Below are 26164 nucleotides of genomic sequence, written 5' to 3' on the forward strand. Positions count from 1 at the left end.
AGTTACAACCCAAGCGCTTTCAACACCGATGGCATATCGCCACCCGCCTTCGTGAGGTCGATATCTTGCTTCATCGCAGTATCAGGATCTTTCAGACCGTGGCCAGTCAGCGTGCAGACGAGGCGGCACGGCTTGGTAAAGAACCCAGCATCATTGAGTTTACAGATACCAGCAATGGTGGCCGCACTGGCGGGCTCACAGTAAATCCCTTCGTGACGCGCGAGCAGAGTGTAGGCTTTTAGAATTTCCTCGTCGGTGACCATGTCAATGAGCCCACCCGATTCGTCACGCGCGGCTTCGGCTTGCTTCCAGCTGGCAGGGTTGCCTATGCGGATAGCAGTGGCAATAGTTTCCGGCTTTTCAACCGGATGACCAAGAACAATTGGCGCCGATCCCGCCGCTTGAAAACCAAGCATTTTCGGGAGGTGCGTTGACTTACCAAGGGCGTGGTATTCGCGATATCCCTTCCAATAGGCGGTGATATTCCCCGCATTACCAACCGGAATCACGTGATAATCAGGGGCATCGCCCAGTGCTTCGATCACTTCAAAGGCACCGGTTTTCTGCCCTTCGATGCGGTTCGGGTTGACACTATTAACGAGCGCAATCGGATATTTGTCCGAAATTTCGCGCACCAAGTTAAGCGCATCATCGAAATTCCCATCGATCTGAATAACTTTTGCGCCGTGCATAACGGCTTGCGAAAGTTTGCCAAACGCGATTTTTCCATCAGGAATCAGCACATACGCCTTAATGCCGGCACGAGCAGCATACGCGGCGGCCGAAGCCGATGTATTGCCAGTGGAAGCGCATATAATCGCTTTAGCTCCCTCTTCAACCGCCTTCGCGACTGCCATGAACATGCCGCGATCCTTAAACGAGCCAGTAGGGTTTAACCCTTCGTATTTCAGGTAGATATCAAGATTCGGATTGATAAGGCGCGGCAAATTTTCACAACGAACCAGCGGCGTGTTCCCCTCGTTCAGTGTCAGACGCGGCGTTTTTTCCGTTACCGGCAAGTATTGCGTGTATTCGTTGATAAGGCCTTTCCACATATCGCTTACTCCTCCACTCGGATCATCACCGTCGGGGCTGTTGTGATGCCAAGATTTTCTATCTCTCGTATCGATTTATTTATCTGTAGGCCGGAAGCTTCGTGGGTAATCACAACAAAAGGGACACTCGCCGTACTATCGTTGCTCCTCCCTTTTTGGATGGCGGACGCGACAGAAATATCGTTATCCGCCAGGATACGCGAAATTTCACGCATCACTCCAACCGTATCTTTCACCGTAAAACGGACGTAAAACGATGAGTGGATTTCGTCGATCGGGACGATTTGTGCTGGACGTAGCGTCGCAAAACTAAACGGAGCTATCCGTTTTCCTGCAACGCCACACGCCATATCGCGCGCGAGGTCGATAATATCGGCGACCACCGCACTCCCAGTCGGCATTTTCCCCGCCCCACGCCCGTAAAACATGGCTGGGCCAAGGGCATCGGCTTCCAAATAGACTGCGTTAAAGACCCCATCCACCGCCGCAAGGGGATAGGTACTGGGAATCATGGTCGGATGAACGCGAATATCAATGCGCCCATCGGCTTCTGGCTCGGCAATGGCAAGAAGCTTAATCGTATTGCCAAGCTCTTGAGCTAACTCAATATCAACCGGCGAAATCGAAGAAATCCCTTCCGTGTACAAATCGTCAAAATTCAATTCGACACCCCAACAAAGGAGCGCCAGAATGAAAATTTTATGCGCCGCGTCAATCCCTTCGATATCGAAAGTCGGGTCGGCTTCGGCATACCCTAACTGCTGCGCTTGCGCTAACGCTTCATAAAATGAAATCGAATTCTGGGTCATTTGCGTCAGAATATAGTTCGCAGTTCCGTTGATAATCCCCTGCACCGTTTCAATCCGGTTCCCGGCAAGACTTTCCTTTAAGGCTTTAATAATCGGAATCCCGCCAGCAACCGAGGCTTCGAACAGGTAATCGACGCCATGGAGCTGCGCTGCTTCCAAAAGTTCACGGTAGTGCTTGGCAACGCAGGCCTTGTTCGCCGTAACCACATGCTTGCCCGCCTGAAGCGCCAATAATGAATACGTGCGGGCAGGCTCGTAGCCGCCCATCACTTCGACAATAATATCAATGTCTGGATCGTCGATAAGGGACGAAGGATCAGTGACAACCTCAATGCCCACAGGCAAAGGATTCACTTCGCTCAGGCATTTCACAAGTGCCTTTTTTACAACGATTTCAACTCCAGTGCGCTGAGTGATGACGTCACAGTTTTGGCGCAGAATGTCAGCAGTTCCCTGCCCGACCGTACCAAATCCGAGCAGTCCAACGGTAATTCGCTTCATGAAATCTCCTGTCAACTTGCAATCGCGAGAATGTACGATAGATGCTTTCCGGGTGTCAAGGGGAGCCGAAACGGCAAAGCGATTTTTTCAAAAAGAGTTAGCACGGAAAAATAAAACTTTGTTCTTCTTTGCGCATTTTACCGCGATGCCAGCGCAATCGCCTCGGCAAGATCAATCGCCCCCGTATAAATAGCCTTCCCCGCAATCACGCCACTAATGCCATCGGCTTCGTGCAGCTTGAGCTGCCGGATATCATCCAGCGTGGCAAGTCCACCGCTGGCAATAACTGGAATAGAAATTCCGCTTGCCATACGGGCACATTCAGCAACGTTCACCCCTTTGAGCAGTCCATCGCGTGCAATATCCGTATAAATAATGGCATCAACACCATAGTCAGCAAAGCGGCTCGCAAGTTCGGTCGCGAGCACATCGGTCACTTCGGCCCAGCCGTTTACCGCCACCATACCACCGCGTGCATCGATGCCGACGCGGATTCGGCCTGGCCATTCACGACACGCATCGCGAACCAACTCAGGATTACTCACCGCAGCCGTACCAATAATGGCATAATGCACGCCAAGCGCAAAAACGCTCTCCAGTGTCGCCATATCGCGAATACCGCCACCAAGCTCGACGGGAACATCAACCGTCGTCAGAATTTGGCGCACCACTTCAAGGTTGACGGGCTTTTTCGCAAATGCCCCATTGAGGTCTACGAGATGGAGAATCTCCGCCCCTTCGCTCACCCAACGTTGTGCCATTTCGACGGGATTAGCACTGAACACCGTCGCCTGATTCATATCGCCCTGCACCAATCGCACGCACTGGCCATCTTTCATGTCAATAGCGGGAAGAATAACCACGGAAATTTATCCTTTCTCAGCAAAATTTTTCAAAACTTTCAGTCCAGCATCAGCGGACTTTTCGGGGTGAAACTGAGTGCCGTACAAGCGGCCACGCTCCAGCGCCGCGCAGTAGCGAATGCCAAAGTCGCATTCACCAAGTACCATGGCGGGATCGCTCACGTCACAGTAATAGGAATGGACAAAATAGAAATATTCCGATGCACCCAACCCTTCCGTCAGGATACTTGGGCGTACAAATGTCACTTTATTCCAACCCATTTGCGGTATTTTTAAACCTGCAGTCGTCGCTTGATCACGAAACGGGCGAACAGAGCCTGTAATGATGCCCAGCCCAGCGTGCTCGCCAAATTCATACGAACATTCCAGCAACATCTGCATACCAACGCAAATTCCTAACAGAGGCCTTTCCTTACGAATCCAGTCACGCACCAATGGCTCTAAATCAGCCTTTTGCAACGCCGCCATGCAATCGCCAAACGCCCCGACACCAGGGAGAATCAGTTTTTCACATTGCTCAAGCGCGGTGCGATCACGAAAAAGACCCGCTTCTACCCCTTGAATCTCGAAAGCTTTTTGCACACTACGGAGGTTACCAATGCCATAGTCGATAATGCCAATCATAACGTCCCTTTCGTCGAAAGGATTTCGCTCGAACCAGCACGAACCATGACCGCTTGACGACACGCATGCGCGAGCGCTTTAAACGCCGCTTCGACTATATGGTGACGATTGCTACCATAGCGAACGTTAAGATGAAGATTCATTTCGGCGCTCATCGCCAACGCCTGAAAAAACTCATGCGTCAATTCAACAGCAAATGTGCCGATAGTCCCTTCGCGCGGCAGGCCATTGACGACGCAATAACCTCGCCCACCAAAGTCAACGACCGCTTCGGCGAGCGCCTCATCCATCGGAATCGTCGCACTCCCAAAACGCGCCATCCCTTGCTTCTCGCCGATGGCTTGCTTGAGCGCTAGCCCAAGACAGATGCCGACGTCTTCAACAGTGTGGTGATCGTCAACGTGCGTGTCGCCAGCGGCTTCTATTGTCAAGCACCAGCCAGAGTGCTTCGCAAATGATTCCAGCATGTGGTTGAAAAACCCCACCGGAGTGTTAATCGCACCGCCAGTCGCATCAAAATCGAGCGTCAGCGTAATATTGGTTTCGCGGGTTTTCCGCTGAAGTGTAGCCTTGCGTGCCATGTTCACGCCTCCTGAGTCAAACTCTTACGGAACGTGATCAGTTCCGTGAATTACTCATAATGTCAGAATACACGTTGAGGTGCGAGTGGTTTTTGACTGTCAGTCGGTTATCCCCCTCCACCCGTGTGGCAACCGTGCGTCAATAATCAACCGTCCATTACGCACTTTTAGTCGATCCGGCGCCAATCCGTGGTTAATCATTCTCCAGAGCCACCACCTTGGGCTTTGCAATTTCCACTCTTTTTCCCCGAGAATAACTGGCCTTCTGGGGCAAACCTTTTCCTTTTGCATTTCCGGTCTCAGATCAAAGATCCATCCATCTCCCCACAATAAAAGCGCCCTCGACCAATCTGCACCTGCGCAAAGCGCAAAAAGATGACCTTTATCACACAGCGCCCTTCCATCAGATACCAAACAAAGCAGTTTGGCACGCTGAAACCACGGAATGGTTGCCAATTGAGCAAGGAATGCCTTGCGACTTTCCCAAAAAGTATCATCAACGCGCAGCACACTGACCCCATGATAGACCCCTTCGGGCATGAGGTGCCATTCGATAAAACCAGGGATTGCCGCACGCAAAAGCGGAGTAAAGAGTCTCTCCCACGCTTTGCCAAAAAGAAGATTCTCGGCTGGCGGAATACCGACCAGCGTAGCGGATACAAAAGGAGCAGCGACGGAAAACATCTGACACATACGGAACAATGGGCGCGCCACTGGTATAGTGTAGCCGCCCGTATGGTTTCCAAACGGCCCTTCGATTGCCATTTCACCCGGATGAATTTCACCTTCAACAACGATGGGCGCACTCGCAGGGACAGGAAGATGATTACCGGGAGAACAGCGCAGCGCGATCGGCGCATTCCCTGCCCATCCAGCAAATTCAAATTTATCAATATGATCCGGCAATGGCGTAGCTGCCGCCAGCAGCATTGACACTTCCGCCCCAAGCACAATCGTGACCGGCAATGACGTGCCGCAACTCGCCGCCACGTTCAAGTGTTTTCCCAACACACTATTCGGTAACGCATTGAGCGTTGCCGTGGTGCAACTCTGCACTTGCACCCGATAAATACCGAAACTCACGGTGGCATTCAACGGGTGTCGGGATATGACCACCGCGAGGCTCCAATACGGCGCAACGTCGCCCGCATAGTGCCAAAGCGCAGGAATCTCTGCCAAGCTCCATGATGTTGCCTTCCAACGAGTATTATCAGGAGTGCACTGCGGCGCAAATGGCGCGATGCTCCGCGCGAGCATTGCCTCCCNCCCTGTGATGCCAGGGAGCGTGGGAGAGCTTACGGTATCAAGTTCAGCAAGGACGCCAATATGGAGCGGGATCGGCGTATGGGAAAAGCGTATCCGATGCTCACGCAATCGACCCGTTTTCCGATATTCTCGACGCAACTGTCGTGCCAGCTGAAGCTGATCGCTCCGGCTGGCCACATCGCAGCGTATCGGTTCGCTATTGCGGCTGTTCAACGTGGTAACGTGTCGTGACCGAAACCGTAACATCAGGCGGCAAGTCGATGAGGTAGCGCAGCTCCGACGCATGCGGCTGCTCCATACGGCACTGCGGCGCCAGCTTTTCGCAATCACTCGTGATCGTCAGTTTTTGCCCGACGGGCAATGGCACGCTGAGCGTCACGCTTCGCAACGAAACGTGACTATTGCGCAAGTCATAGCGAGCGGTAGTTGTCATGGTCTTTTGTGTGCGCACCATTTCGGTGCGGATCTCTTCGATGCGCACTCGGTTCTCTTCGCCAAGTCGCAAGCTCAGCGTTTCGGCTGGTGGAGTATGCGGCAGCAGCAGTTCGCCACGCAAAAGCGTCGCGGTGTCGCGCGCCGTGCGGTACAAACGAACCGTCCCTGCTGGGAGCAAGGGGAGATCTTTGTCCGTACCAAGTACGACGTCATGCTGCACGGGCAGTAGCCGTTTTCCTTCTCGGTATTGCGCGACTGGCATAGCGGTTGCGCTCAGTTTTGTTTTGGTCGCGAGTGACGGAAGCATAAGAAACGGAAAGCGGCTGGTGCCGGGCGCGACATCGACCGCTCCTGGAAGGGTGAAAAGGGTGTTCCCTTCGGCTTGATCAACAGCAGCTTGGCTTGATACAGCGGCGTCCAGCATCATGGGAGATGCGGCTTCGCTCGCCACGACACTGCGACTCGCTACCATTGGGCGCGGCTGAGAGGCAAAAGGAGTATCTTGTGCCATGAAGGCAAGTTGCGCATTGCGATACCACTGGTCAGAAGGGTTCGTAACTTCAAGCCACCCCTGAAGATCGAGCGAGTTTTCTTTCCCCTCTTCCCATGTCGCCGTATAAAGGATTTGCCAATGTATACCCTGCATCTGCGCCAATAATTCGCCACGATAGTTTCCCTCAGGAGCAGTGCCACTCCAGGTTGTTACCGGGTGTGGGTGCCAAAAGTCCGGCAGATCTTCAAGAACAATCCGTTCGGCACGAATATCCTGCCGGAGTGTTCCGTCAGGCAAACGGATAAGAATCGGGTCGAGATCAAGCAAGCGGCCAACGCCAACAATTGCTTCGCCCTCGTTGGCACGAAAGCGGATCTCTTTGCCTAACAACCACTGGAGCGCTCGATGCTGCGTTGGCGCCATGTGAATAGTATGCTGATTGCTCATCTGCATCGCTGGCGGGAGAATAAGGTGAAAGCTTTCTGGAGCTAACGTGCGATCCGTGTCGTACCACTTGAACGTCCACTGACGAGAAGCGGGAACAGAAATGGCAATAGGGAAATTTGCCACAGAATTCTGCCCACGATAGAGCGTAATGGAAGCATTATCGGTTGGGCGAGAAACTTGCGACGCGGCTGGTAAAGCAAGCGAAAGGGCGCCAAGAAAGGCGCTCATGGAGCGTGAAAATTTCATATATCTCTCCAAATAGTCGCGTTCCGGGGAAATAAAAAAGCCCCCGACTCCGAGGGCTTTTACTGTTTTGTGATCTGCTGCCAATTAGCTAGAAGCAGCGTCAACTTTTTCGCGCAACTCTTTACCTGGCTTGAAGTATGGTACCCGTTTAGAAGGAACGCTTACTTTATCGCCGGTTTTCGGGTTGCGACCTTCACGAGGGCCGCGTTCACGTGTCTTAAAGCTTCCAAATCCGCGAAGCTCGACTTTGTCACCCTCTTCCAATGCATCAATAATGCACTCGAACAGGCTGTTTACTACAGCTTCTGCTTGTTTTTTACTCACAGAATCTACGCTGGCGCAAATTTTTTCAACCAGATCAGCCTTCGTCATCTTTCCTCCTTAGCTTATAGCTAAACCTTTTCATGACAATCAATTGCGAGTTCTAAGTACCACACCTCCCAAGGGTTGTCAAGGGGGCGAAATAGCTATCTACTGTAATTTTCTCTCGTTGCAAGAAAGCAAAAACCCGATGCAGAGTTGCTCCGCATCGGGCGATAGAGAGTCGAGAAAAAACAATCAGTGATCAGATGCCTTTGCGGCGCCAAATCCTGTCTCAGAACGAACCTTCTGAGCAAGATACAACGCTCTTTCATTCTTCGCATCTTGCGAGCGGTCAAGCAGAGAGAAAATCCAGATACCAAGGAATGCTGCTGAAATTGAGAAGAGAGCAGGAGAAGCATACGGGAAAAGTGCTGTGGCGTTGCCAAGAACATCAACCCATACCGACTTTGAAAACACTGTCAGCACAAGCGCGGCGATAAGACCAATGGCACCACCAGCAACAGCACCTTTCGTTGTGCAGTCCTTCCAAAGAACAGCCATGAACAGAACAGGGAAGTTGACCGATGCAGCAATGGCGAAGGCCAACGAAACCATGAAGGCGATGTTTTGACTTTCAAAGGCAATACCAAGCACAACTGACATAACACCAAGAACAAGAACCGTTCCGCGAGAAACCTTCAGTTCTGTAGCGCTGTCAACTTCACCCTTTTTAATAACCGTGGCAAAAATGTCGTGCGCGATAGCGGATGCACCAGAAAGGGCAAGACCAGCAACAACCGCCAAGATGGTAGCGAACGCTACGGCAGAAATAAAGCCCAAGAAGACGTTTCCGCCAACCGCTGTAGCCAAGTGCACCGCAGCCATATTCGTGCCGCCGATGAGTTTGCCGCCGTCAGCAATCAATACGCCACCTTCAAGGAATTGCGGGTTCGTACCAACCATGACAATCGCGCCGAAGCCGATAATAAAGGTCAGAATATAGAAGTATCCAATCCATGTTGTCGCCCAAAACACCGACTTGCGAGCTTCTTTCGCATTCGGAACGGTAAAGAAACGCATGAGAATATGCGGCAAACCAGCCGTACCGAGCATCAACGCCATACCAAATGAGATCGCCGAAATCGGATCGGTAATAAATCCACCAGGACCCATGATCGAGTCACCTTTAGCATGCACATCAACCGCAGCACTAAAGAGAGCTTCAGGACTGAAGCCATAGTTATACATAACCATAAACGACATAAACGATGCGCCTGAAAGCAGTAATACCGCTTTGATAATTTGCACCCACGTTGTCGCCGTCATCCCACCAAAAAGCACGTAGATCATCATAAGCGAACCGACAAGAAGTACAGCGATGTGATAATCAAGCCCGAAAAGAAGCTGAATAAGCTTGCCAGCACCGACCATTTGCGCAATCAGGTAGAACACAACAACGACAATAGTTCCAAACGCCGCAAGGGTACGAATTGGCATCTGCTTGAAACGGTATGCCGCAACGTCTGCAAACGTGAATTTTCCGAGGTTTCTCAGTCTTTCAGCTATCAAGAAGAGGATAACCGGCCAACCAACAAGGAAGCCTATAGAGTAGATCAAACCATCATATCCACTCACCATAACCGCAGCAGAAATCCCGAGAAAAGAGGCCGCTGACATATAGTCACCAGCAATCGCAAGACCGTTTTGAAAACCGGTAATACCGCCACCAGCCGTATAAAAGTCGGCTGCTGATTTCGTTTTTCCAGCCGCCCATTTAGTAATAAAAAGCGTTCCAACAATAAACACGCCGAACATGGCGATAGCCGTCCAGTTTGTTTCGGCTTGAGCCACTTCACCCTGAAACGTCGCCTTTGCCAGCGCAAAACTCGCCGTACCCACTACGAGCAACAGAAGCCCGACAACGTGTGCAATAACTTTACTCATAGTTATTTAACCTCTCTGAGAATTTCTTCGTTCAGCTCATCGAATTTGCCATTCGCGCGCAGAACATAGAAGCCCGTAATGAGGATGGTGAAAATAATAATTCCAATACCGATAGGTATTCCGATCGACATAACTCCTGCACCAAGCTTGATCGCAAGGATGTCCTTCTTGAAAGCAATGACCATAATGAATCCGTAGTACACCGCAAGCATAATGAGCGTGAGCACAATGCCAAAACGGTTGCGCATGTCCACTAACTCTTTGTACTTGGGGTTTTTCTGAATTTTGGCGACGACTTCGCTCTCCAGCATGTTGCACTCCTTCAGTTCCAAAAAAATTAATTGAGTGGGGCAGTCGTATCGTAGGACGAGTGACAAGGCACAAACCTTACTTAATAGGCTTCCCCAAAACGGGGCGGATGCTAGGACACTAAATTCACACTGTCAATAAAAAAAAGCATCACTACCAAAACGTTGTTATTTTCACAGCTACGCAAATCAACTATAACTCATTATTAAATTGACAAATAGATCATTAACGAGACAATGTTTTTAAAAATTCAAATCACCATTTGTTTCATAGGACATACTTAATGCGGCAAATAATGGCACAAGCACCATATCTTATTCTGCGCAAATAGGATAATCACCAGAAGTGAATTTTCGGACTTGTTTACTGTGCCACATGAGACTCGCAGCGAGTAAGACTGTTTCGCGCACTATCTTCAACATCAAACAAACATCGTTCTTCTCCACATAAAGACACGATAAACACAAAAACGCACGAAACAGATAAAATCTGTTTCGTGCGTTTTTGTACGTGCTGATTCGCACTCTCTAAGAACAACGTTTCATCACGCGCCCACTACGGAGCCGACATCCGAATCAAAGATAAAAAATATGGTAAATCACACGAAAAACAACGCCAAGGAGCATCAACGCAAAACCAACCCGATTAAGGATAAACTCATCCCGATTAAAAGCAATACGCGCTTCCCAGAACCGAAGTACCCCTTTGATATCGTCAGTGCGTTTGACATAAACAACCAGTGACGCCGCAACCAGCATCACACCAATCCCGAATGGGAGATATTGCAGAATCCACAAAGCCCAAGCCATCATTGCCTCTCTCCTTTACCAATTACAGTGCTGCGTACCAGCATGGAGAACCGATTGTATTTTTTCAAGATCGCTTTTACTCCGAATGCGATGCGGCTCCATGGCATTGAGCGCCAATGTGGCACCAAGATGTTCAAAAACATACGCTGTAAGACATTGGCACTGCTCAATACTTGGTTGAGTATCGCCCTGTAGGCAACCGAGGAGAAATTTTTCTTGTGCCGTTTGCCGCTGCGACAGCGTGTATCCAATGAACATGCAGATCGACAGGAAAATAAGCCAGAAGCTCAGTCGCTGGGACGCGATAAATTTCTTAAAAAGATTCATATTTATTTACACCTCAACGTTTTGGACACTTTACTACATTGTGATCATGATTGTCACCATCAGTTCAAGGCAGACATAAAAAAACCCCGGCGCACGGCCGGGGTTAAAGCAATGAGGAACGTGAGTGGTAATATTAGTGGTGAGTCGCGGCGCCAGCACCTTTTGGGATACGGACATCCTCGATAAGATCCTGAATATGCTGGGGAGGAGGAGCCGTCATACTGGATACGACGTAGGATGCAACAAAGTTGAAGAGCATACCAAGTGTACCAATACCTTCTGGTGAAATACCGAACCACCAGATTGACGGGTCGGTATTCACAAAGCGACAGTAAACGATATAGGTAAAGGTGAAGCTCAGACCAACAACCATCCCAGCAATCGCGCCTTCTTTGTTCATCCGCTTCGAGAATACTCCCATGATAATGACAGGGAAGAACGATGCGGCAGCAAGACCGAAGGCGAAAGCAACAACCTGTGCCACGAAGCCCGGAGGATAAATCCCAAAGAGCCCGGCAACACACACCGCGAATGCCGCAGCAATACGCGCCGCAAGCAGTTCGGATTTTTCCGTCATCTTCCCTTTCATCACAACCTTACCCAGAATGTCGTGAGCGAATGATGTCGAAATAACCAGTAGCAGACCGGCCGCAGTAGAAAGCGCCGCAGCCATACCGCCGGCAGCAACCAGAGCAATAACCCAGTTTGGCAAGCCTGCCATTTCAGGAGTAGCCAGAACCATGATGTCGCGGTCAACCGAAACAGCATTTTCCTTAGCGCCACGGCTCATATCAAGGATAACCTTGCCATCAGCATTTGGCTGCATGTTGGTAACTTTAATCAGACCTGTCTTCTCCCATGTCTTAAACCATGCTGGAGCTTCGGCATAGTCAACATTATGAACCGTTGCGATAATGTTCGAACGAGCAAACACCCCAACCGCCGGAGCAGTGGTGTAGAGCAATGCAATGAAGAAAAGAGCATAACCAGCAGAGGTACGCGCATCAGCAACACGTGGAACCGTAAAGAAACGGACGATAACGTGTGGCAGACCAGCTGTACCAGCCATCAGTGCGACGGTGATAAAGAAGAGATCCAAGGTACTCTTGGTTCCTTCAGTGTACGCCTTGAAGCCAAGGTCAGTCAGAATGCCGTCAAGTCGATCAAGGAGGTACACGCCAGTATCCTGCCCTGTTACCGGATCAATAACCGTAGCACCCATGCCAGTTTGCGGCAGGAAGTGACCTGTCGTCATGATAGAAAGGAAGATCGCCGGAACCAGATACGCCGTGATCAGCACGCAATACTGTGCAACCTGTGTATACGTAATCCCCTTCATACCACCAAGAACAGCATAGAAGAAAACAATCAACATCCCGATGATAACACCGGTATTTACGTCAACCTGCAGGAAGCGCGAGAAAACGATACCAACGCCGCGCATCTGACCAGCAACGTACGTGAAGGAAATAAAGACCGTACAAATCGCCGCAACGACACGAGCCGTGTCAGAGTAATAGCGATCACCAACGAAGTCAGGTACAGTGAATTTACCGAATTTACGAAGATAAGGAGCAAGAAGCATCGCGAGCAGAACATAGCCGCCCGTCCAGCCCATAAGATACATCGAACCATCGTAACCAAGGAACGCAATCAAACCGGCCATCGATATGAATGAAGCGGCTGACATCCAGTCAGCAGCGGTAGCCATCCCGTTCATGAAAGGGGGAACGCCGCCGCCCGCTACGTAGAAATCTTTCGTAGAGCCCGCTTTTGCCCATACGGCGATGCCGATATAGAGGGCAAACGAGCCTCCAACGAAGAGATAAATGAGTGTTTGTAAATCCATAGTCTTACCCCCTTATTTCTTTTTCAGCGTAGGTTCTTCGCCGAGTCCATACTTTTCGTCGAGTTTCGCCATGCCACGGGCATACACGATAATCAATGCGAGAAATATGAAAATCGATCCCTGCTGCGCAAACCAGAACCCAAGCTTCCATCCGAATACGCGGATAGCATTGAGTGGCTCAACGAGCAAAATGCCGAAGCCGTAAGAAACTACAAACCAGATGACCAACAGAATAGAGAGGAAACGAACGTTTTCCTTCCAATAATTCTGCGGGGTAAGCTCCAAATCTTTTCCATTTTCCATACTACCACCTTCTTTCTAGGTATGTGACCCTGATAATGAATGCGTCAAACTAAAACGCCTGACCGGGAAATCGACTCCCGCACCAGAGACAATGGCCTTGCACTGCTTCGGCCACGTGTTCACCTCCTTCACGCTGGTATCTCTCTGGCGGCCCCCCTGTGGAGAAACACCGAGACGCCGCAAAAAATAATAAATAATAGGAACCGGTTGCTCGCGTCGCACCTCCTGAACGGTTACTTGATGTGCGTACTCCATCCCTTACTTATTCACTGAACAATAAGAAGAAATAGAACACTGTCACGGCTTAATGCAACTGCATTGATGCTCTTTAGGAGCGAGGAGAGCACCTGTGTCCGGCTTCATAATCTTGAGAAATGAAGCGCGACCGAAAACTCTCCATCTAAAATGACATGTCATTCTAGATTTGACTGCACATATAGAGTGTTCGATTTCTGGTGTCAAGAATCTTTTTTCTTAAATTCTTATAAACTCAGATTGTATACTGTACACACGAATTAAAACAGTGGTTAGTAAATAATTCTAACAGGCGATAAGTTGCTGCATTTCTAGAGGCTCAACGCTTGTTTTTTTACTCACATAAAAATTACATAGGGAATGGTTTTGTGGCATCAGAAAGATTTACCAGTTATATCTTTGACGTAAATTTAATAGAACGGCGTTTTTGTGTTATTTTTCGCAATAGATTCATACGCCTTTGTCGCTGTCTTCACAACCGGAACAACCAACCAAAGCAAAACGAAGGAAATAAGTTGACAGCAGCCCAAGAAAGCGGACAGAATCAGTGCTTATTCAAGCAATACTACAGGTACAATTACTGCCGCGCTTTTCTTACAACACGTGCGTTGGCGGCGGTGATGACGAACCATTTTAATGAACTTTCGGGTGGTGCACTATGGATGACAAAACCGTCGACATGATTCTCAACAATCCAACGTTCCTTGATCTCGTTCGCCGCCGTCGAAAGTTGACCGTAACCCTCACATTTTTAATGCTTGCGGCATATGGGCTTTTCCTGACAGGGATTGCATTCTTCCCAGACATTTTGGCAATACCTGTCCCATATCTCACGTACTCGGTAATCCCTATCGGCATACCAATTGCTATCGGAGTAATATGTTTTGCCTTTGTTTTGACTGGCATCTATGTTGTATCAGCCAATCGCGACTTTGACACACAAACGCAAATCATCAAGCAAGCGACGTACGACTATCAGAGACTCTCGCACTCTGGCGATGAGGGGAGTCGCCCATGATACGCTCCACCCTTTCTTTCCTTCTTGGCGGATCGCTGCTTTGCCTCCCTCCACTCGCAGGGGCAACGATTACGTATGAAATTTCCCGCACCGGAACGGGCATCGTATCTCCATTGTTTTTCTTACTTTTTCTTGCCATCACGGGAGTAATCATTTATTTTTCTGCGAAACGGACGCGCACGGCAAAGGACTTTTACGCTGCGGGCGGAGGGATTTCGGCAGCGCAAAATGGCCTCGCCATTGCGGGCGACTACATGTCTGCCGCCTCTTTCCTTGGGATTACTGGGCTGATCTACCTCCATGGCTATGATGGATTCATCTATTCTGTGGGCTTTCTTGTGGGCTGGCCAATTATCCTTTTCCTGATTGCAGAGCAGTTACGCAACCTAGGCAAATACACGTTCGCCGATGTTGCCTCGTACCGCTTGCGGCAAAAACCAATACGGACACTTGCCGCTTTTGGCTCACTGGCGGTGGTGCTCTTCTACCTCATCGCGCAAATGATTGGCGGCGGCAAGCTGGTGCAAGTACTCTTTGGCATCCCGTATCCTATTGCGGTGGCTATCATTGGCGTCATTATGATGGTCTATGTTTCGTACGGCGGCATGCTCGCCACCACGTGGGTACAAATAATCAAGGCAATCTTATTGTTACTCGGCACACTTTTTATTGCAGTCACCTCGATGTATCTCGTTGGATTCAGCTACGAAGATCTCTCCATCCGCGCTCTGCAAAACCACCGTACGGGGGCGGCAATTATGGCGCCAGGGAATTTCATCCAAGATCCAATCTCAGCTTTCTCACTTGGGATTGCGCTCATTTTCGGCGCAGCAGGCCTGCCACATATCCTCATGCGCTTCTTCACGGTAGCCGATGCCCGGCAAGCGCGCAAATCGGTACTGTATGCCACCGGCCTTATTGGCTTTTTTTATATCCTGACATTCACTATCGGCTTCGCCGCGATTATCCATGTCTCGCGCAATACGAACTACCTGGATGATATGGGGCGGTTACTTGGTGGTGAAAACATGGTGGCTCTGCACCTTGCGCATGCTGTCGGGGGAGATGTCTTCCTAGGCTTTATCTCTGCGGTTGCATTTACCACCATTCTGGCGGTTGTTTCCGCCCTAACGCTGGCGGGAGCGAGCGCCATCTCTCATGACCTCTACAATAACGTCTTCAAAAAAGGGACAGTTTCAGACTTCCAACTGATGTCAGTCAGTCGGCGCGCTGCCGTCGGTATTGGCGTCGTAGCGATTCTTCTGGCGTTGGCATTTGAAAATCAGAACATTGCCTTGATTGTCGGTATTGCTTTTGCTATTGCGGCGAGTGCAAACTTTCCAGTACTTATTATGTCCATGTTCTGGTCACGCTTGACAACACGCGGTGCGGTTATCGGTGGCGCCATGGGATTGGCGAGCGTACTTATACTCATTCTTGTCGGCCCCGTTGTGTGGCAAGGGGTTTTTGGCTTTTCCCAGCCGCTCTTTCCGTGGGAACATCCAGCGCTCTTTTCACTCCCCATAGCCTTTGCAGGAATATGGTTTTTTTCCATCACGGACAAAAGTGAAGCGGCACGGCGCGAACATCAAGCATTCAAAGCCCAGTTTGTCCGGGCTCAGACGGGAATAGGTTCAGAAGGGGTAAAATACCTCTAGGAGGCTTGCTGACACGAGGAGGATTCATGTCACTAGAAACGCTTGATTACCGTACATTTTTTTCAAAAATTGAACCGTTCAACGCCTTGAACGAACAACGTTTCGATACCGTCATCGAAAGCCTCGACGTTCAATACTTTCGTCCGCAGGACGTTATCATGTCGCGTGGCACTGAACCGCAATACTACTTTATCATCGCCAAAGGGATGGTACAGGAAATAGATGACGAAGATCACTCCTTCTTCTACTCCGTACGCGACAGCTTTGATGCCGCTTCGCTCCTACAAGGGCGTGCCCGCAGCCAATTTATCGCGGCAGAAGAGTCACTCTGCTTTGCGCTGAAAAAAGAGGTATTCCTCCAGCTGATCAAAAGCGATATTGCGTTTGAAAGCTACTTCCTGCAAAGCCTTTCCCAGAAGATGAATGCCTTGCTTGAGCGCAATTTAAATAAAGACGTCGCCTCATTTATGGCAACCCGCGTACGCGATTGCGTCATACATCAACCGGTGATTGTGCCGCACACCATGACGATTGGTGAAGCAGTAGGGGTGATGAGCGCTCAGAAATCTGATTCGCTTATTGTCAGCTTCCCTGATGGCGGCGAGGGTTTAGTTACCAACACCGACTTGCGTGACAAAGTAATACTGAAAAACCGACCCTATTCCGAACCGATCGGCTATATCGTCGTAAAAAAGCTCATCACGATTGACGAATCAGATTTCCTTTTTAATGCCCTTCTCACCCTTATAGAGCACTCCATAAAGCGCGTAATCGTGCAACGTAGCGGGAAAACCGTAGGCGTTTTAGAGCAAATCGACCTCCTGAGTTCCATTTCTTCCAAAGCACACCTGACGAATATGCAGATCCAAAAGGCGCAAAGTGTCGAAGAACTGCGCAACGCAACAACCGACGTAGCTCATTTGATCCGCTCCTTACAACAACAAGGGGTAAAGGTGCGCCATATCACGAAGCTGCTTGGCGACTTGAATGGCAAAGTGTACAAAAAACTCTTTGAGCTGATTGCTCCGCCAGAGCTTATCGCAAACTCGGCGTTAATTATCCTTGGAAGCGAAGGGCGCAAAGAGCAGACCCTGCGCACCGATCAGGACAATGCGCTCATTCTTCGTGATGGATTCCATTTCCCTGAAATACAAGCGATCACCAAACAATTCACCGACTCGCTTATCTCATTTGGTTTCCCAGAATGTCCAGGCGGGGTAATGGTGGTGAACCCTTTCTGGTGTAAACCACTTGCGGAGTACGAACACGAACTGCGCCGCTGGGTACACGAGCCAGGTGGTGATAACGCCATGAACTTTGCCATTCTCATCGACGCTAGCTTTGTGGCTGGCGATAATTCGCTCTACACACAATTGCGCGAAATCATGAATCAGGTTATCCGTAACGACCAGTTGTTCTTTGCCAATTTCGCGAAGAACGCATTACTGTTTGAAACCCCCCTTTCACTCTTCTCGGGATTCGTCACCGAAAAACGGGGCGACCATGGAGAAGGGCTTGACATTAAAAAAGGGGCCATATTTCCGATTGTACACGGAATTCGTAGCCTGAGTTTAGAGCATGGTTGTGTCAGCACCAACACGATCGAGCGAATTAAAGAACTCAATGATGCCGGACACCTTGACACGCCCGTCGCTACCGAACTGATTGAATCACTCAGTTTTCTGCTCAATATGCGACTCAATGCTCACCTCGAAAAACATGAGCGCGGACAGGTAATTGATAATTATATTTGCCCGAAGAAACTCAGCAACTTCGAACGTGATCTGTTGCGCGATGTTTTCAAAATCGTTGATCGTTTTAAAAAATATATCACGCATCACTTTAAGATCAATGTGGTGCGCTGATGTTTGATAAAATCAAAACCCACTTTAATCGCAAGCGCCTGAAAGACGAGCAATATGCTTTTCTTTTTGAGCCGTACACAGGCAATGAAGTGGTCTCTTTTGATTGCGAAACGACTGGACTGAACCCGAATGTCGACGAAATAATTTCGATTGGCGCCGTGAAGATCCGTGACAATACGGTGCTCATGAGTGAAAAACTGGAGCTTTTCCTTCATCCACGTCAGGAAATTAGCGCGGAAAGTATCCGCATTCACCATATCCTGACCTGTGACCTCGATGGCGGCGTCCACCAAGAAGAAGGAGTCAAACAATTTCTGCACTTTATCGGCAATCGCCCGTTGATCGGTTATTACTTAGAATTCGATGTTGCTATGATCAATAAAGTTATGAAACCTCTCCTCGGAATCAACTTGCCGAATAAACAAATAGAAGTTTCTGGCTTATACTATGATAAGAAAATCGCTATGATTCCCCAAGGAAATGTAGACCTTCGTTTTGACTCCATTATGACCGATCTTGGACTCCCTGCACTGGCAAAGCATAATGCTGTTGGCGATGCGGTAATGACCGCCCTGATGTACATCAAGTTACAGAAAGTTCGTTACCTTGATAAGGGACGGTAATCGTAGCATTCAACACTACCTTCACCGCGCAATTTGCCCCTTTCGTGAAGAATACCCTTTAGTTCTGGGTTGAGGAATGCTATACGTTTGGATGTTTCTGCTGAAAAATCAGTTGAGCGTTTCGTTGCATACAGTAGTGCATAGTGAATGGAACAACAAATAAATCGTTAAGGAATACGTATCAAAATCATGAGACAGGATAAAAAAAAAGTTAGTAAAATTACGAGCAGCGAAAATGTGAAAGGGGTGAAGGTTACCCCGCTCGGCGGACTGGGAGAAATTGGCCTTAACCTCACTTGCTATGAAACCCGCCACAATATGATTATTGTTGATTGCGGCCTGATGTTTCCGGAAGACACGCAGCTCGGTGTCGACATTGTCATTCCCGATATGAGTTATCTCGTCGCAAATATCACCAAAGTGCAAGGGCTCTTCATTACCCACGGTCACGAAGATCACATCGGCGCCATCCCGTTTCTCGTCCGACACATTCCCGGACTGAAAATTTTTGGCACAAAACTCGTCATTGGATTCATTACTCACCGCTTGAAAGAACGTAATCTGGAAAATGCGGTTGAGTTAATTTGCGTCGCACCGGGAGATTGCGTCAGTGTCAATGAATTTGACGTTGAATTTATCGGCGTGAATCACAGCATTGCCGATGCGTGTGCCTTAGCCATTTCGACGCCAAGTGGCGTGATTATTCACACCGGCGACTTCAAGATCGACCATACGCCCGTTGACCATCAAGTGATCGACCTCGCGTCATTTGCCCGTTATGGCGACAACGGGGTGCTCGCTCTCTTTTCTGACTCGACGAATGTGGAATCGGCTGGGTGCAGCCCGACGGAACGCGGCGTTGAAGCGGCACTGGACGATGAAATCAGTAAATGCAAAGGGAAAGTTGTCACCTCAACATTCTCCTCAAATATCCACCGCATACAAACCCTGTTAAATATTGCCAAACGGCAAGGACGTAAGGTAGCCTTTGACGGACGCAGTATCGTTAACAACGCCCTTCTCGGGCGAGAGTTAGGCTACCTGACGTATAACGACGAAGATGTCGTCAGCATACGCGATGTGAAAGGGATGGCACCACAAAAGCTGCTGATTATCACCACCGGCTCTCAAGGTGAACCGTATGCGGCATTGACCCGTATAGCGACAGATAACCACGCCAACATTAAGATTAAACAGGGCGATACGGTTATTTTCTCTTCAAAAACCATTCCAGGCAATGAGCGGAGTGTGTCGAAGCTGATCAATCAAATCTTCATGCGCGGAGCACGGGTTGTCTACGATAAGATGCGTATGGTTCACGCCTCTGGTCACGCCTACCAAGAAGAACTCAAAACCATGATCAATCTCGTTCGTCCGCACTACTTCATTCCCATTCATGGCGAATATCGTCACCTGCACCATCACGCTGAACTCGCAAAAGCGGTGGGAATTGCCGAGAACAACGTCTTTATCCTGCGTAACGGTCTGCCACTCCAATTTGACCAAACAGGAGCCAAGCTCCTTCCTGAAGTACAAAATGGCCGTGTCTTTATCGATGGTCGCGGCATGGAGGATGTTGAAGAGCCACTCCTGATGGATCGACGCTCCTTAGCCAGTGACGGCGTTGTCGTTGTTCATGTTGCCATTGGACAGCAGGATGGCGCGATTCTTGATGGCCCGCATATCATAACCTGCGGCTTTGAAATTGCCGCTCATATCCGCACCCAACTGGAGAAGGATGTATTGACATTCCTCCAAGAAGCGCCAACAGAAATGAAAGGGCAGTGGAATTTAATTAAACTAGAAGTGCGCAAAACCCTGCGGCAATCGCTCAAAAAGCGAATTGACCGCAAGCCTATGGTCTTGCCAGTTATCGTGGAGATATAGCGACATGACGATGGTAGAAGCGATCTTACTCGGCATTCTTCAGGGGCTGGCAGAATTTCTCCCGATCAGCTCTTCGGGGCATTTGGTTATCGGGCAACACTACTTGGAAATCCAAGAGCCCGCATTGCTTTTTGACATCATGCTCCATGTCGGGACGCTGTTCGCCATTATGGTCTATTTCCGGGAAGAAATTTTCCGCCTGCTCTACGCCTGCGTAAGCCTTTTCGAGACAAGCCTTTCAATACAAATGGACGAGTCGAAGCGGATGGTAGGCTTTATCATTGTCGCCTCGATCCCTACCGCTATCATTGGATTTACGTTTAAGGACACGTTTGCCGCTCTTTTTGGGAACCTTACTTTTGTGGCGTCGATGTTGTACATAACGGCACTCCTAACGTGGGCCACAGATCGTATTGCGTGGGCTGACCACGGTGTCGGAAAAATGAAACTCTGGCATGCGCTGGTGATCGGGATAGCACAAGGGTGCGCCATTACACCAGGGATTTCGCGTTCCGGTTCGACCATTTTCGCCGCAACATTGCTTGGCATAGACCGCCAGACCGCAGCTCGCTTCTCCTTCCTTATCAGCATACCGGCTATTTTAGGCGCGCTTGTCCTTGAACTGCGTGACGTCGCCGAACTTCCCGACACGTCAACATGGATCATCTATGGAGCAGGAACGCTGGCCGCCTTTGTTACCGGCTTAGGCGCTATCTTTCTTGTGATGAAACTCCTTACGGCACGAAAGTTTTACTGGTTTTCTCTCTATTGTGTCGTGTTGGCTTCTTTAGTGCTTTTGAGTGACGCCCTTGTGTCGTAATGCCCTATGAATGGTCGCCTGCTCCTCATCTTTGCACTGAGTTGTCTTGGTATTTATATTTCGTTAAGTCTTGGCACGTATCACAGCTATGATCCCACTTTTTCCAAAGCCTTTTTCCCCTACGTAGCGCGTGAAATTCAGAATGCAGGCGGTTACATTGGGGCAAACATTGCCGATATTCTGATCCATTTCTTTGGCGTTAACAGTTGGCTTATTCCGTTTGCGATTGGAATTATTATCTATCGTCTGGTTTTTCCTGGTGCCGCCACAGTTGTAGCAGGCGTGGTCAAGCGTAAAATCGGCCGTCGCATTGTGGCTGTGATAGTCTTTTTCCTCTGCATCAGCGCTTTGACAGGAATAATTTTCCCAGCCGACCCCTTATATCCAGCCGAAGTGCATGCCGGCGGATTGCTTGCAGAAGAGCTTACCAAGGCAGGCACGCTCTACTTAGGGCACACGGGTTCTCTTGTGGTACACTTCTTGCTAGGAATTTTTGCATTTCTCGTATTAATCGATTTTCCCAGCGGGTTTCAGAGAAAAACAGAAGCCGAACCTATCTCATGGCATAGTCTTGTTTGGGGGCGACTCAAAAAGCCATTTTATCGTCAAAAAGTTAAAAAAATTGAACAACAACAGCGCTACGAAGAAAGTTTACAGACCATAGAAAATATAGTGATGGACAATGATGAAAAGAGTGCTATATCTACGCCGCCACAAAACGCTATCCGAGACGAGAAAAAGCTTAACTCGCCAGTGGATAGGGACGATAAGCACAACGTCCCCCCAGCGCAAAAAACGGTAAAATCATATATACGTTAATTGGAGTTGCGCCATGAAAATTGCGATTGTACTTTCCAGCCTTATGTACGCCTTAGTGCTGGCCTTGAATTGGAATGTTGGTTCCTAGTCAGTGAGTATCTTCTCTTCACACACTCCCCATGTCGGCGTTGCGCTGAGTGGCGGGGTTGACAGTTCCATGTCGGTTAAAGTGCTGCAACGCTATGGCTACACCGTTCAGGGGTATACCATGTCGCTTTGGAACCCCGACCAGCACAAGAAACAAACTATGCTCAACAATGCACGTCGTGTCGCCGATTTTCTCGGCATCGAACACCATATCATCGACCTTGAATCACCATTTCGTGAGGCCGTGGTTCACTATTTTCAGCGCGAATACCTCGCTGGCCGTACCCCGAATCCTTGCGTGCAATGCAACCGACACATAAAGCTTGGCGCCTTTTTTAATGCCGTTCGCGCCAACGGAGGAACGCATTTAGCGACAGGGCACTACGCCCAAATCGTCACTTCCGATGACAATCTCCGCGTTGGCGTTTCAATGGCGGACGATCCGACCAAAGACCAATCCTATTTTCTCTACGCAGTAGAACGCGAAACGCTCCGTTCGCTCCTGTTTCCGCTGGCCAATGCGCATAAGTATAATATTAAAGCAGAAGCGCGCTCACTCGGCCTGTACAACGTTATCGACGAAAGCGAATCGCAAGAAATCTGTTTTGTCCCGAACGATGACTACCGTGCTCTTTTGCAAGAGCTCGGTGCCGTGAACATACCAGGATCTTTTTTGCATGCGTCAAGCGGGCGAGTCCTCGGTGAACACCAAGGAATTTGGAATTATACGGTAGGTCAGCGCAAAGGACTTGGTGTGAGCTACAGCGAACCGCTCTACGTTACATACATCGATCCAGCAACCAATACCATCTATCTCGACACACTTGAACACCTTGCGACGAACGAAATCACCGTTGGCGAACTCCACTGGCAATATGGCTACCCACTCGATCTTCCGTTACGTGGCAGCGTGAAACTGCGCTACCGCTCCACCCCTTCCCCGTGCACTGTCGAGCATCACCCAAGCCGCGAAGGATATATACGGATCACCACCGACGAACCAGCCCTTGGAGCGGTCACGCCTGGACAAGCTGCCGTGGTCTACAATGAGGCGCGAGTCGTTGTCTGCGGTGGCACTATCGCACCGCGCGCGTAAGACATGGGCACGGCATGATCAGCTGGCAACCAATTATCGACGATGTTGCCCGTGAAGTCTCACCGCACATTGGAAAAGGCAAAGTTGCCGCCTACATACCGGAGCTCGCGCGCGTTGATGCCAACCATTTTGGCATGGCATTGTGCACCCCTGATGGTCGCACCTACTGTGCGGGTGATGCCTCCATCCCGTTTTCCATCCAAAGTATATCAAAAGTGTTCACCCTCACCCTCGCCTTGCAACTGGTGGGTGATGACGTCTGGAAACGACTTGGGCGCGAACCTTCAGGCAGTGCCTTCAATTCTCTTGTCCAGCTCGAACAAGAACGGGGCATTCCGCGCAATCCGTTTATTAACGCTGGTGCGCACGTTGTCACCGACATTATTCTCAGTCGATTACAAGACGCCAAGTTGAAAGTGCTCCATTTCGTCCGCGGCTTATGTAACAACAGCAGTGTTGTTTTTGACCTCGCCGTGGCGAGATCCGAACAGGCCACCGGGTTTCGCAATTATGCCATGGCAAATTTCCTCAAAAGTTTTGGTAACCTGAATAACTCACCCGATGCGGTTCTTGATGCCTACTTCCACCATTGTTCAATGTCGATGACCTGCGTTGATGTCGCACGCGCCTGCCTGTTCCTGTGCAATAGTGGCATCTTGCCTGAAAGCGGCGAATGCGTTGTTTCACCAGCCCTGACCAAACGGCTCAATGCGTTGATGCTGACGTGTGGCACGTATGACTCCGTTGGCGACTTTGCTTTCCGCGTCGGATTGCCCGCCAAAAGCGGTGTTGGTGGTGGCATTATTGCCGTGCTCCCCGGCCATTTTAGCGTCTGCGTCTGGTCTCCATGCCTGAACGAAAGCGGCAATTCGCTCGCTGGCACAGCGGCACTTGAACTACTCACCGAAAAATCGGGTCTTTCAATTTTCTGATACCATTTTTCCCTTCTAGGGCTTACGCACGCGCTTTGTGTATTGACGGAGCACGCGCCCTGGCATACTATTCCCTCAATAATGTTGTTCTATTGTATTCACCAAACCACATGGAGGAGCCTATGAAGCTGACAAATTTCGTGTCGAAATCGTTGATCGCCGGAGTTGCCATTGCTGCGTCTCTCGTAACAGCACCCGCCGTTATGGCCCAAAAACCCGCGCAACAGCAATTCATTACGATTGGAACCGGAGGCGTAACTGGGGTGTACTATCCCGTCGGTGGTGCTATCTGCCGCTTGGTCAATGCAGGACGCGCCGAGCATGGAGTGCGGTGTACAGTAGAGTCAACCGGTGGTTCCATCTACAACCTGAACAGCATCCGTTCGAATGAACTTGACGTAGGGGTTGTACAATCTGATTGGCAGCACCATGCCTATCACGGCACTGACCGCTTTGCGGATCAGGGACCAAACAAGGAATTACGCGCTCTGTTTTCGATTCACCCAGAAGCCTTTACCGTTATTGCCAGAGCGGACGCCAAAGCAAAGAAATTTGCTGACTTGAAAGGGAAACGTGTCAGTATTGGTGATCCGGGCTCCGGACAGCGGGCTTCGATGGACGTATTACTTGGTGTTCTTGGATGGGATCATTCGGCATTCAGTGCGACGTTTGACCTCAAGGCCTCTGAACAATCCATCGCGCTGTGTAACAACCAGATTGATGCGATGGTTTATTTCGTTGGCCATCCAAACGGCTCAATTCAAGAAGCAACAACGGCCTGCGACAGCGTTGTGATTGAAGTAGCGGGAGCGGCGGTTGAAAAAATGATTGCCGAGCGCCCTTACTATCGTACGGCCACCATTCCCGGCGGCATGTATCGTGGCAATGCCGATGATGTGAAAACCTTTGGCGTAGGCGCTCTGCTCGTCGGTTCAGCCAGCATGTCTGACGACGTTGCTTATGCACTTGTAAAGTCCGTATTTGAAGGACTTGACAACTTTAAGCGGCTCCATCCGGCACTTGGACATTTGACAAAAGAATCAATGGCATCTGATGCCATTACCATCCCACTGCATCCTGGCGCATTACGCTACTTTAAGGAAGCTGGCTTGGTAAAGTAAGCTCTCGTTGATAGAACTCCGCCAGCATCGCATATTGCTGGGGAGTAATGGTTTCTGCACGCACATCCGGGGAGACGCCAATCGCGGCGGCTCCCCGTTGCCATTCGGCAACAAACGGACTCCCTTTAAGCGCATTATTCATTGTTTTGCGTCGTTGCGAAAACCCTTGGCGTACTAATTGGCTCATAAATGCAAATGGCGGTAGCGTAACGTTGGTGCGCATGACCCCGCGTATCACCGTCGAGTCAATTTTGGGTGGTGGATAGAATGATTTTGGTCCAATCCGCTTAATCACGGGAGCCATCTCACAGTACAGTGCCATGTACACCGCCAACGGGCCGTAATCTTTGCCACCAGGAGGTGCCAGCAAACGATCGGCCATCTCTTTTTGCAACATAACCGTAAAGGAAGCAATCTGAGTCTGACACTCCAGAAAACGGATTAACACCTGACTCGATATATTGTACGGCAGATTCGCCACAACATGGAGCGGCGTTGGAAAGGCGTCAAAAGGATAGCGCAACGCATCGCCGTGAAGAATCGAGACATGCGGCATTTGCGCCAATTCGCTCGCTTCCAGTTCCGCAATCATATCGCGATCGGCATCAAGGGCGTATAGGGTTTTGACGCGCGAGGCAAGCAGGCGTGTCATGACACCCAAGCCGGGGCCAATTTCCAATACCGCATCTTCACATGTCACGCGCGACCCATCGACAATCCGCTGCACCACTGACATATCAACCAGAAAATTCTGCCCAAAACGCTTCTTCGCGAAAAGCCCTGCATCGTGGAGCAATTGACGGGCGCTTTTCATCGTTT

25 protein-coding genes are annotated in these 26164 nt (G+C 49.8%); 10 read left to right on the plus strand and 15 right to left on the minus strand.

Annotated elements, in window-relative coordinates:
- Positions 1–2: 2 nt before the first annotated feature.
- From thrC to P304_RS0103390, 14 genes are all read right to left on the minus strand, one after another.
- Entirely contained in the window at positions 3–1055 is a 1053-nt protein-coding gene (gene thrC / locus P304_RS0103325) for a threonine synthase (protein ID WP_027389381.1), read from the minus strand.
- Between the two features lie 5 nt (positions 1056–1060).
- Positions 1061–2365 carry a homoserine dehydrogenase gene (locus tag P304_RS0103330; RefSeq protein WP_027389382.1) on the minus strand — a complete coding sequence of 435 codons (1305 nt, stop codon included), beginning with the start codon at positions 2363–2365 and terminating at the stop codon, positions 1061–1063.
- A gap of 137 nt (positions 2366–2502) precedes the next feature.
- Entirely contained in the window at positions 2503–3228 is a 726-nt protein-coding gene (gene hisA, locus P304_RS0103335; RefSeq protein WP_027389383.1) for a 1-(5-phosphoribosyl)-5-[(5-phosphoribosylamino)methylideneamino]imidazole-4-carboxamide isomerase, read from the minus strand.
- A 6-nt stretch (positions 3229–3234) separates the two neighbouring features.
- Positions 3235–3852 (minus strand): imidazole glycerol phosphate synthase subunit HisH, encoded by a 618-nt coding sequence (gene hisH, locus P304_RS0103340; protein WP_027389384.1) that lies wholly within the window; start codon positions 3850–3852, stop codon positions 3235–3237.
- The gene (gene hisB, locus P304_RS0103345) at positions 3849–4433 is read right to left on the minus strand and encodes an imidazoleglycerol-phosphate dehydratase HisB (protein WP_027389385.1); all 585 of its coding nucleotides are present in this window, start codon (positions 4431–4433) and stop codon (positions 3849–3851) included. Before hisB ends, hisH begins: the two co-directional genes overlap by 4 nt.
- Before the next feature lie 99 nt (positions 4434–4532).
- Complete coding sequence (locus P304_RS0103350; RefSeq protein WP_084417510.1) at positions 4533–5984, minus strand: UbiD family decarboxylase domain-containing protein; 1452 nt, start codon at positions 5982–5984, stop codon at positions 4533–4535.
- The gene (locus tag P304_RS0103355; protein WP_027389387.1) at positions 5896–7320 is read right to left on the minus strand and encodes a DUF4139 domain-containing protein; all 1425 of its coding nucleotides are present in this window, start codon (positions 7318–7320) and stop codon (positions 5896–5898) included. The genes P304_RS0103350 and P304_RS0103355 overlap by 89 nt, the downstream gene beginning before the upstream one ends.
- An 84-nt stretch (positions 7321–7404) precedes the next feature.
- Positions 7405–7692, minus strand: coding sequence for an integration host factor subunit beta (locus P304_RS0103360; RefSeq protein WP_027389388.1), 288 nt, complete (start codon positions 7690–7692; stop codon positions 7405–7407).
- Between the two features lie 186 nt (positions 7693–7878).
- Complete coding sequence (locus P304_RS0103365) at positions 7879–9567, minus strand: cation acetate symporter (RefSeq protein ID WP_027389389.1); 1689 nt, start codon at positions 9565–9567, stop codon at positions 7879–7881.
- A gap of 2 nt (positions 9568–9569) precedes the next feature.
- Positions 9570–9878: a DUF485 domain-containing protein gene (locus P304_RS0103370; RefSeq protein ID WP_034763899.1), complete on the minus strand. Its 309-nt coding sequence runs from the start codon at positions 9876–9878 to the stop codon at positions 9570–9572.
- Between the two features lie 573 nt (positions 9879–10451).
- The gene (locus tag P304_RS0103375) at positions 10452–10688 is read right to left on the minus strand and encodes a hypothetical protein (protein ID WP_027389391.1); all 237 of its coding nucleotides are present in this window, start codon (positions 10686–10688) and stop codon (positions 10452–10454) included.
- A gap of 12 nt (positions 10689–10700) precedes the next feature.
- The gene (locus tag P304_RS0103380; protein ID WP_027389392.1) at positions 10701–11012 is read right to left on the minus strand and encodes a hypothetical protein; all 312 of its coding nucleotides are present in this window, start codon (positions 11010–11012) and stop codon (positions 10701–10703) included.
- A gap of 133 nt (positions 11013–11145) precedes the next feature.
- Positions 11146–12861 carry a sodium:solute symporter family protein gene (locus tag P304_RS0103385; RefSeq protein WP_027389393.1) on the minus strand — a complete coding sequence of 572 codons (1716 nt, stop codon included), beginning with the start codon at positions 12859–12861 and terminating at the stop codon, positions 11146–11148.
- A 12-nt stretch (positions 12862–12873) separates the two neighbouring features.
- Complete coding sequence (locus tag P304_RS0103390) at positions 12874–13164, minus strand: DUF4212 domain-containing protein (RefSeq protein ID WP_034763901.1); 291 nt, start codon at positions 13162–13164, stop codon at positions 12874–12876.
- Positions 13165–14077: 913 nt separating this feature from the next.
- Here P304_RS0103390 and P304_RS13800 point away from each other — a divergent pair.
- The 10 genes from P304_RS13800 (at position 14078) to P304_RS0103440 (ending at position 25345) form a co-directional block, all read left to right on the plus strand.
- Complete coding sequence (locus P304_RS13800) at positions 14078–14437, plus strand: DUF485 domain-containing protein (RefSeq protein ID WP_051321364.1); 360 nt, start codon at positions 14078–14080, stop codon at positions 14435–14437.
- Positions 14434–16095 (plus strand): cation/acetate symporter ActP, encoded by a 1662-nt coding sequence (gene actP, locus P304_RS0103400; protein WP_027389395.1) that lies wholly within the window; start codon positions 14434–14436, stop codon positions 16093–16095. The genes P304_RS13800 and actP overlap by 4 nt, the downstream gene beginning before the upstream one ends.
- 26 nt (positions 16096–16121) lie before the next feature.
- Entirely contained in the window at positions 16122–17960 is a 1839-nt protein-coding gene (locus P304_RS0103405; RefSeq protein ID WP_027389396.1) for a putative nucleotidyltransferase substrate binding domain-containing protein, read from the plus strand.
- Complete coding sequence (locus P304_RS0103410) at positions 17960–18583, plus strand: 3'-5' exonuclease (RefSeq protein WP_027389397.1); 624 nt, start codon at positions 17960–17962, stop codon at positions 18581–18583. Before P304_RS0103405 ends, P304_RS0103410 begins: the two co-directional genes overlap by 1 nt.
- 189 nt (positions 18584–18772) lie before the next feature.
- Positions 18773–20470: a ribonuclease J gene (locus tag P304_RS0103415; RefSeq protein WP_051321365.1), complete on the plus strand. Its 1698-nt coding sequence runs from the start codon at positions 18773–18775 to the stop codon at positions 20468–20470.
- Between the two features lie 4 nt (positions 20471–20474).
- On the plus strand, positions 20475–21290 hold the full coding sequence (locus P304_RS0103420) for an undecaprenyl-diphosphate phosphatase (RefSeq protein WP_027389399.1): 816 nt from the start codon (positions 20475–20477) through the stop codon (positions 21288–21290).
- Positions 21291–21296: 6 nt separating this feature from the next.
- Positions 21297–22109, plus strand: a complete 813-nt coding sequence (locus P304_RS0103425) for a DNA translocase FtsK 4TM domain-containing protein (protein ID WP_027389400.1) — start codon at positions 21297–21299, stop codon at positions 22107–22109.
- Positions 22110–22200: 91 nt separating this feature from the next.
- The gene (gene mnmA, locus P304_RS0103430; protein WP_152514475.1) at positions 22201–23292 is read left to right on the plus strand and encodes a tRNA 2-thiouridine(34) synthase MnmA; all 1092 of its coding nucleotides are present in this window, start codon (positions 22201–22203) and stop codon (positions 23290–23292) included.
- 14 nt (positions 23293–23306) lie between these two features.
- On the plus strand, positions 23307–24224 hold the full coding sequence (locus P304_RS0103435) for a glutaminase (protein WP_027389402.1): 918 nt from the start codon (positions 23307–23309) through the stop codon (positions 24222–24224).
- A 122-nt stretch (positions 24225–24346) separates the two neighbouring features.
- Entirely contained in the window at positions 24347–25345 is a 999-nt protein-coding gene (locus P304_RS0103440) for a TAXI family TRAP transporter solute-binding subunit (protein ID WP_027389403.1), read from the plus strand.
- On the opposite strand, the gene rsmA is transcribed toward P304_RS0103440, so the two are convergent.
- Positions 25320–26159, minus strand: a complete 840-nt coding sequence (gene rsmA / locus P304_RS13805; protein WP_051321367.1) for a 16S rRNA (adenine(1518)-N(6)/adenine(1519)-N(6))-dimethyltransferase RsmA — start codon at positions 26157–26159, stop codon at positions 25320–25322. The two genes, P304_RS0103440 and rsmA, sit on opposite strands and share 26 nt — an antisense overlap.
- Between the last annotated feature and the right edge of the window lie 5 nt (positions 26160–26164).

Source organism: Chrysiogenes arsenatis DSM 11915 (assembly GCF_000469585.1).
GTDB lineage: Bacteria > Chrysiogenota > Chrysiogenetes > Chrysiogenales > Chrysiogenaceae > Chrysiogenes > Chrysiogenes arsenatis.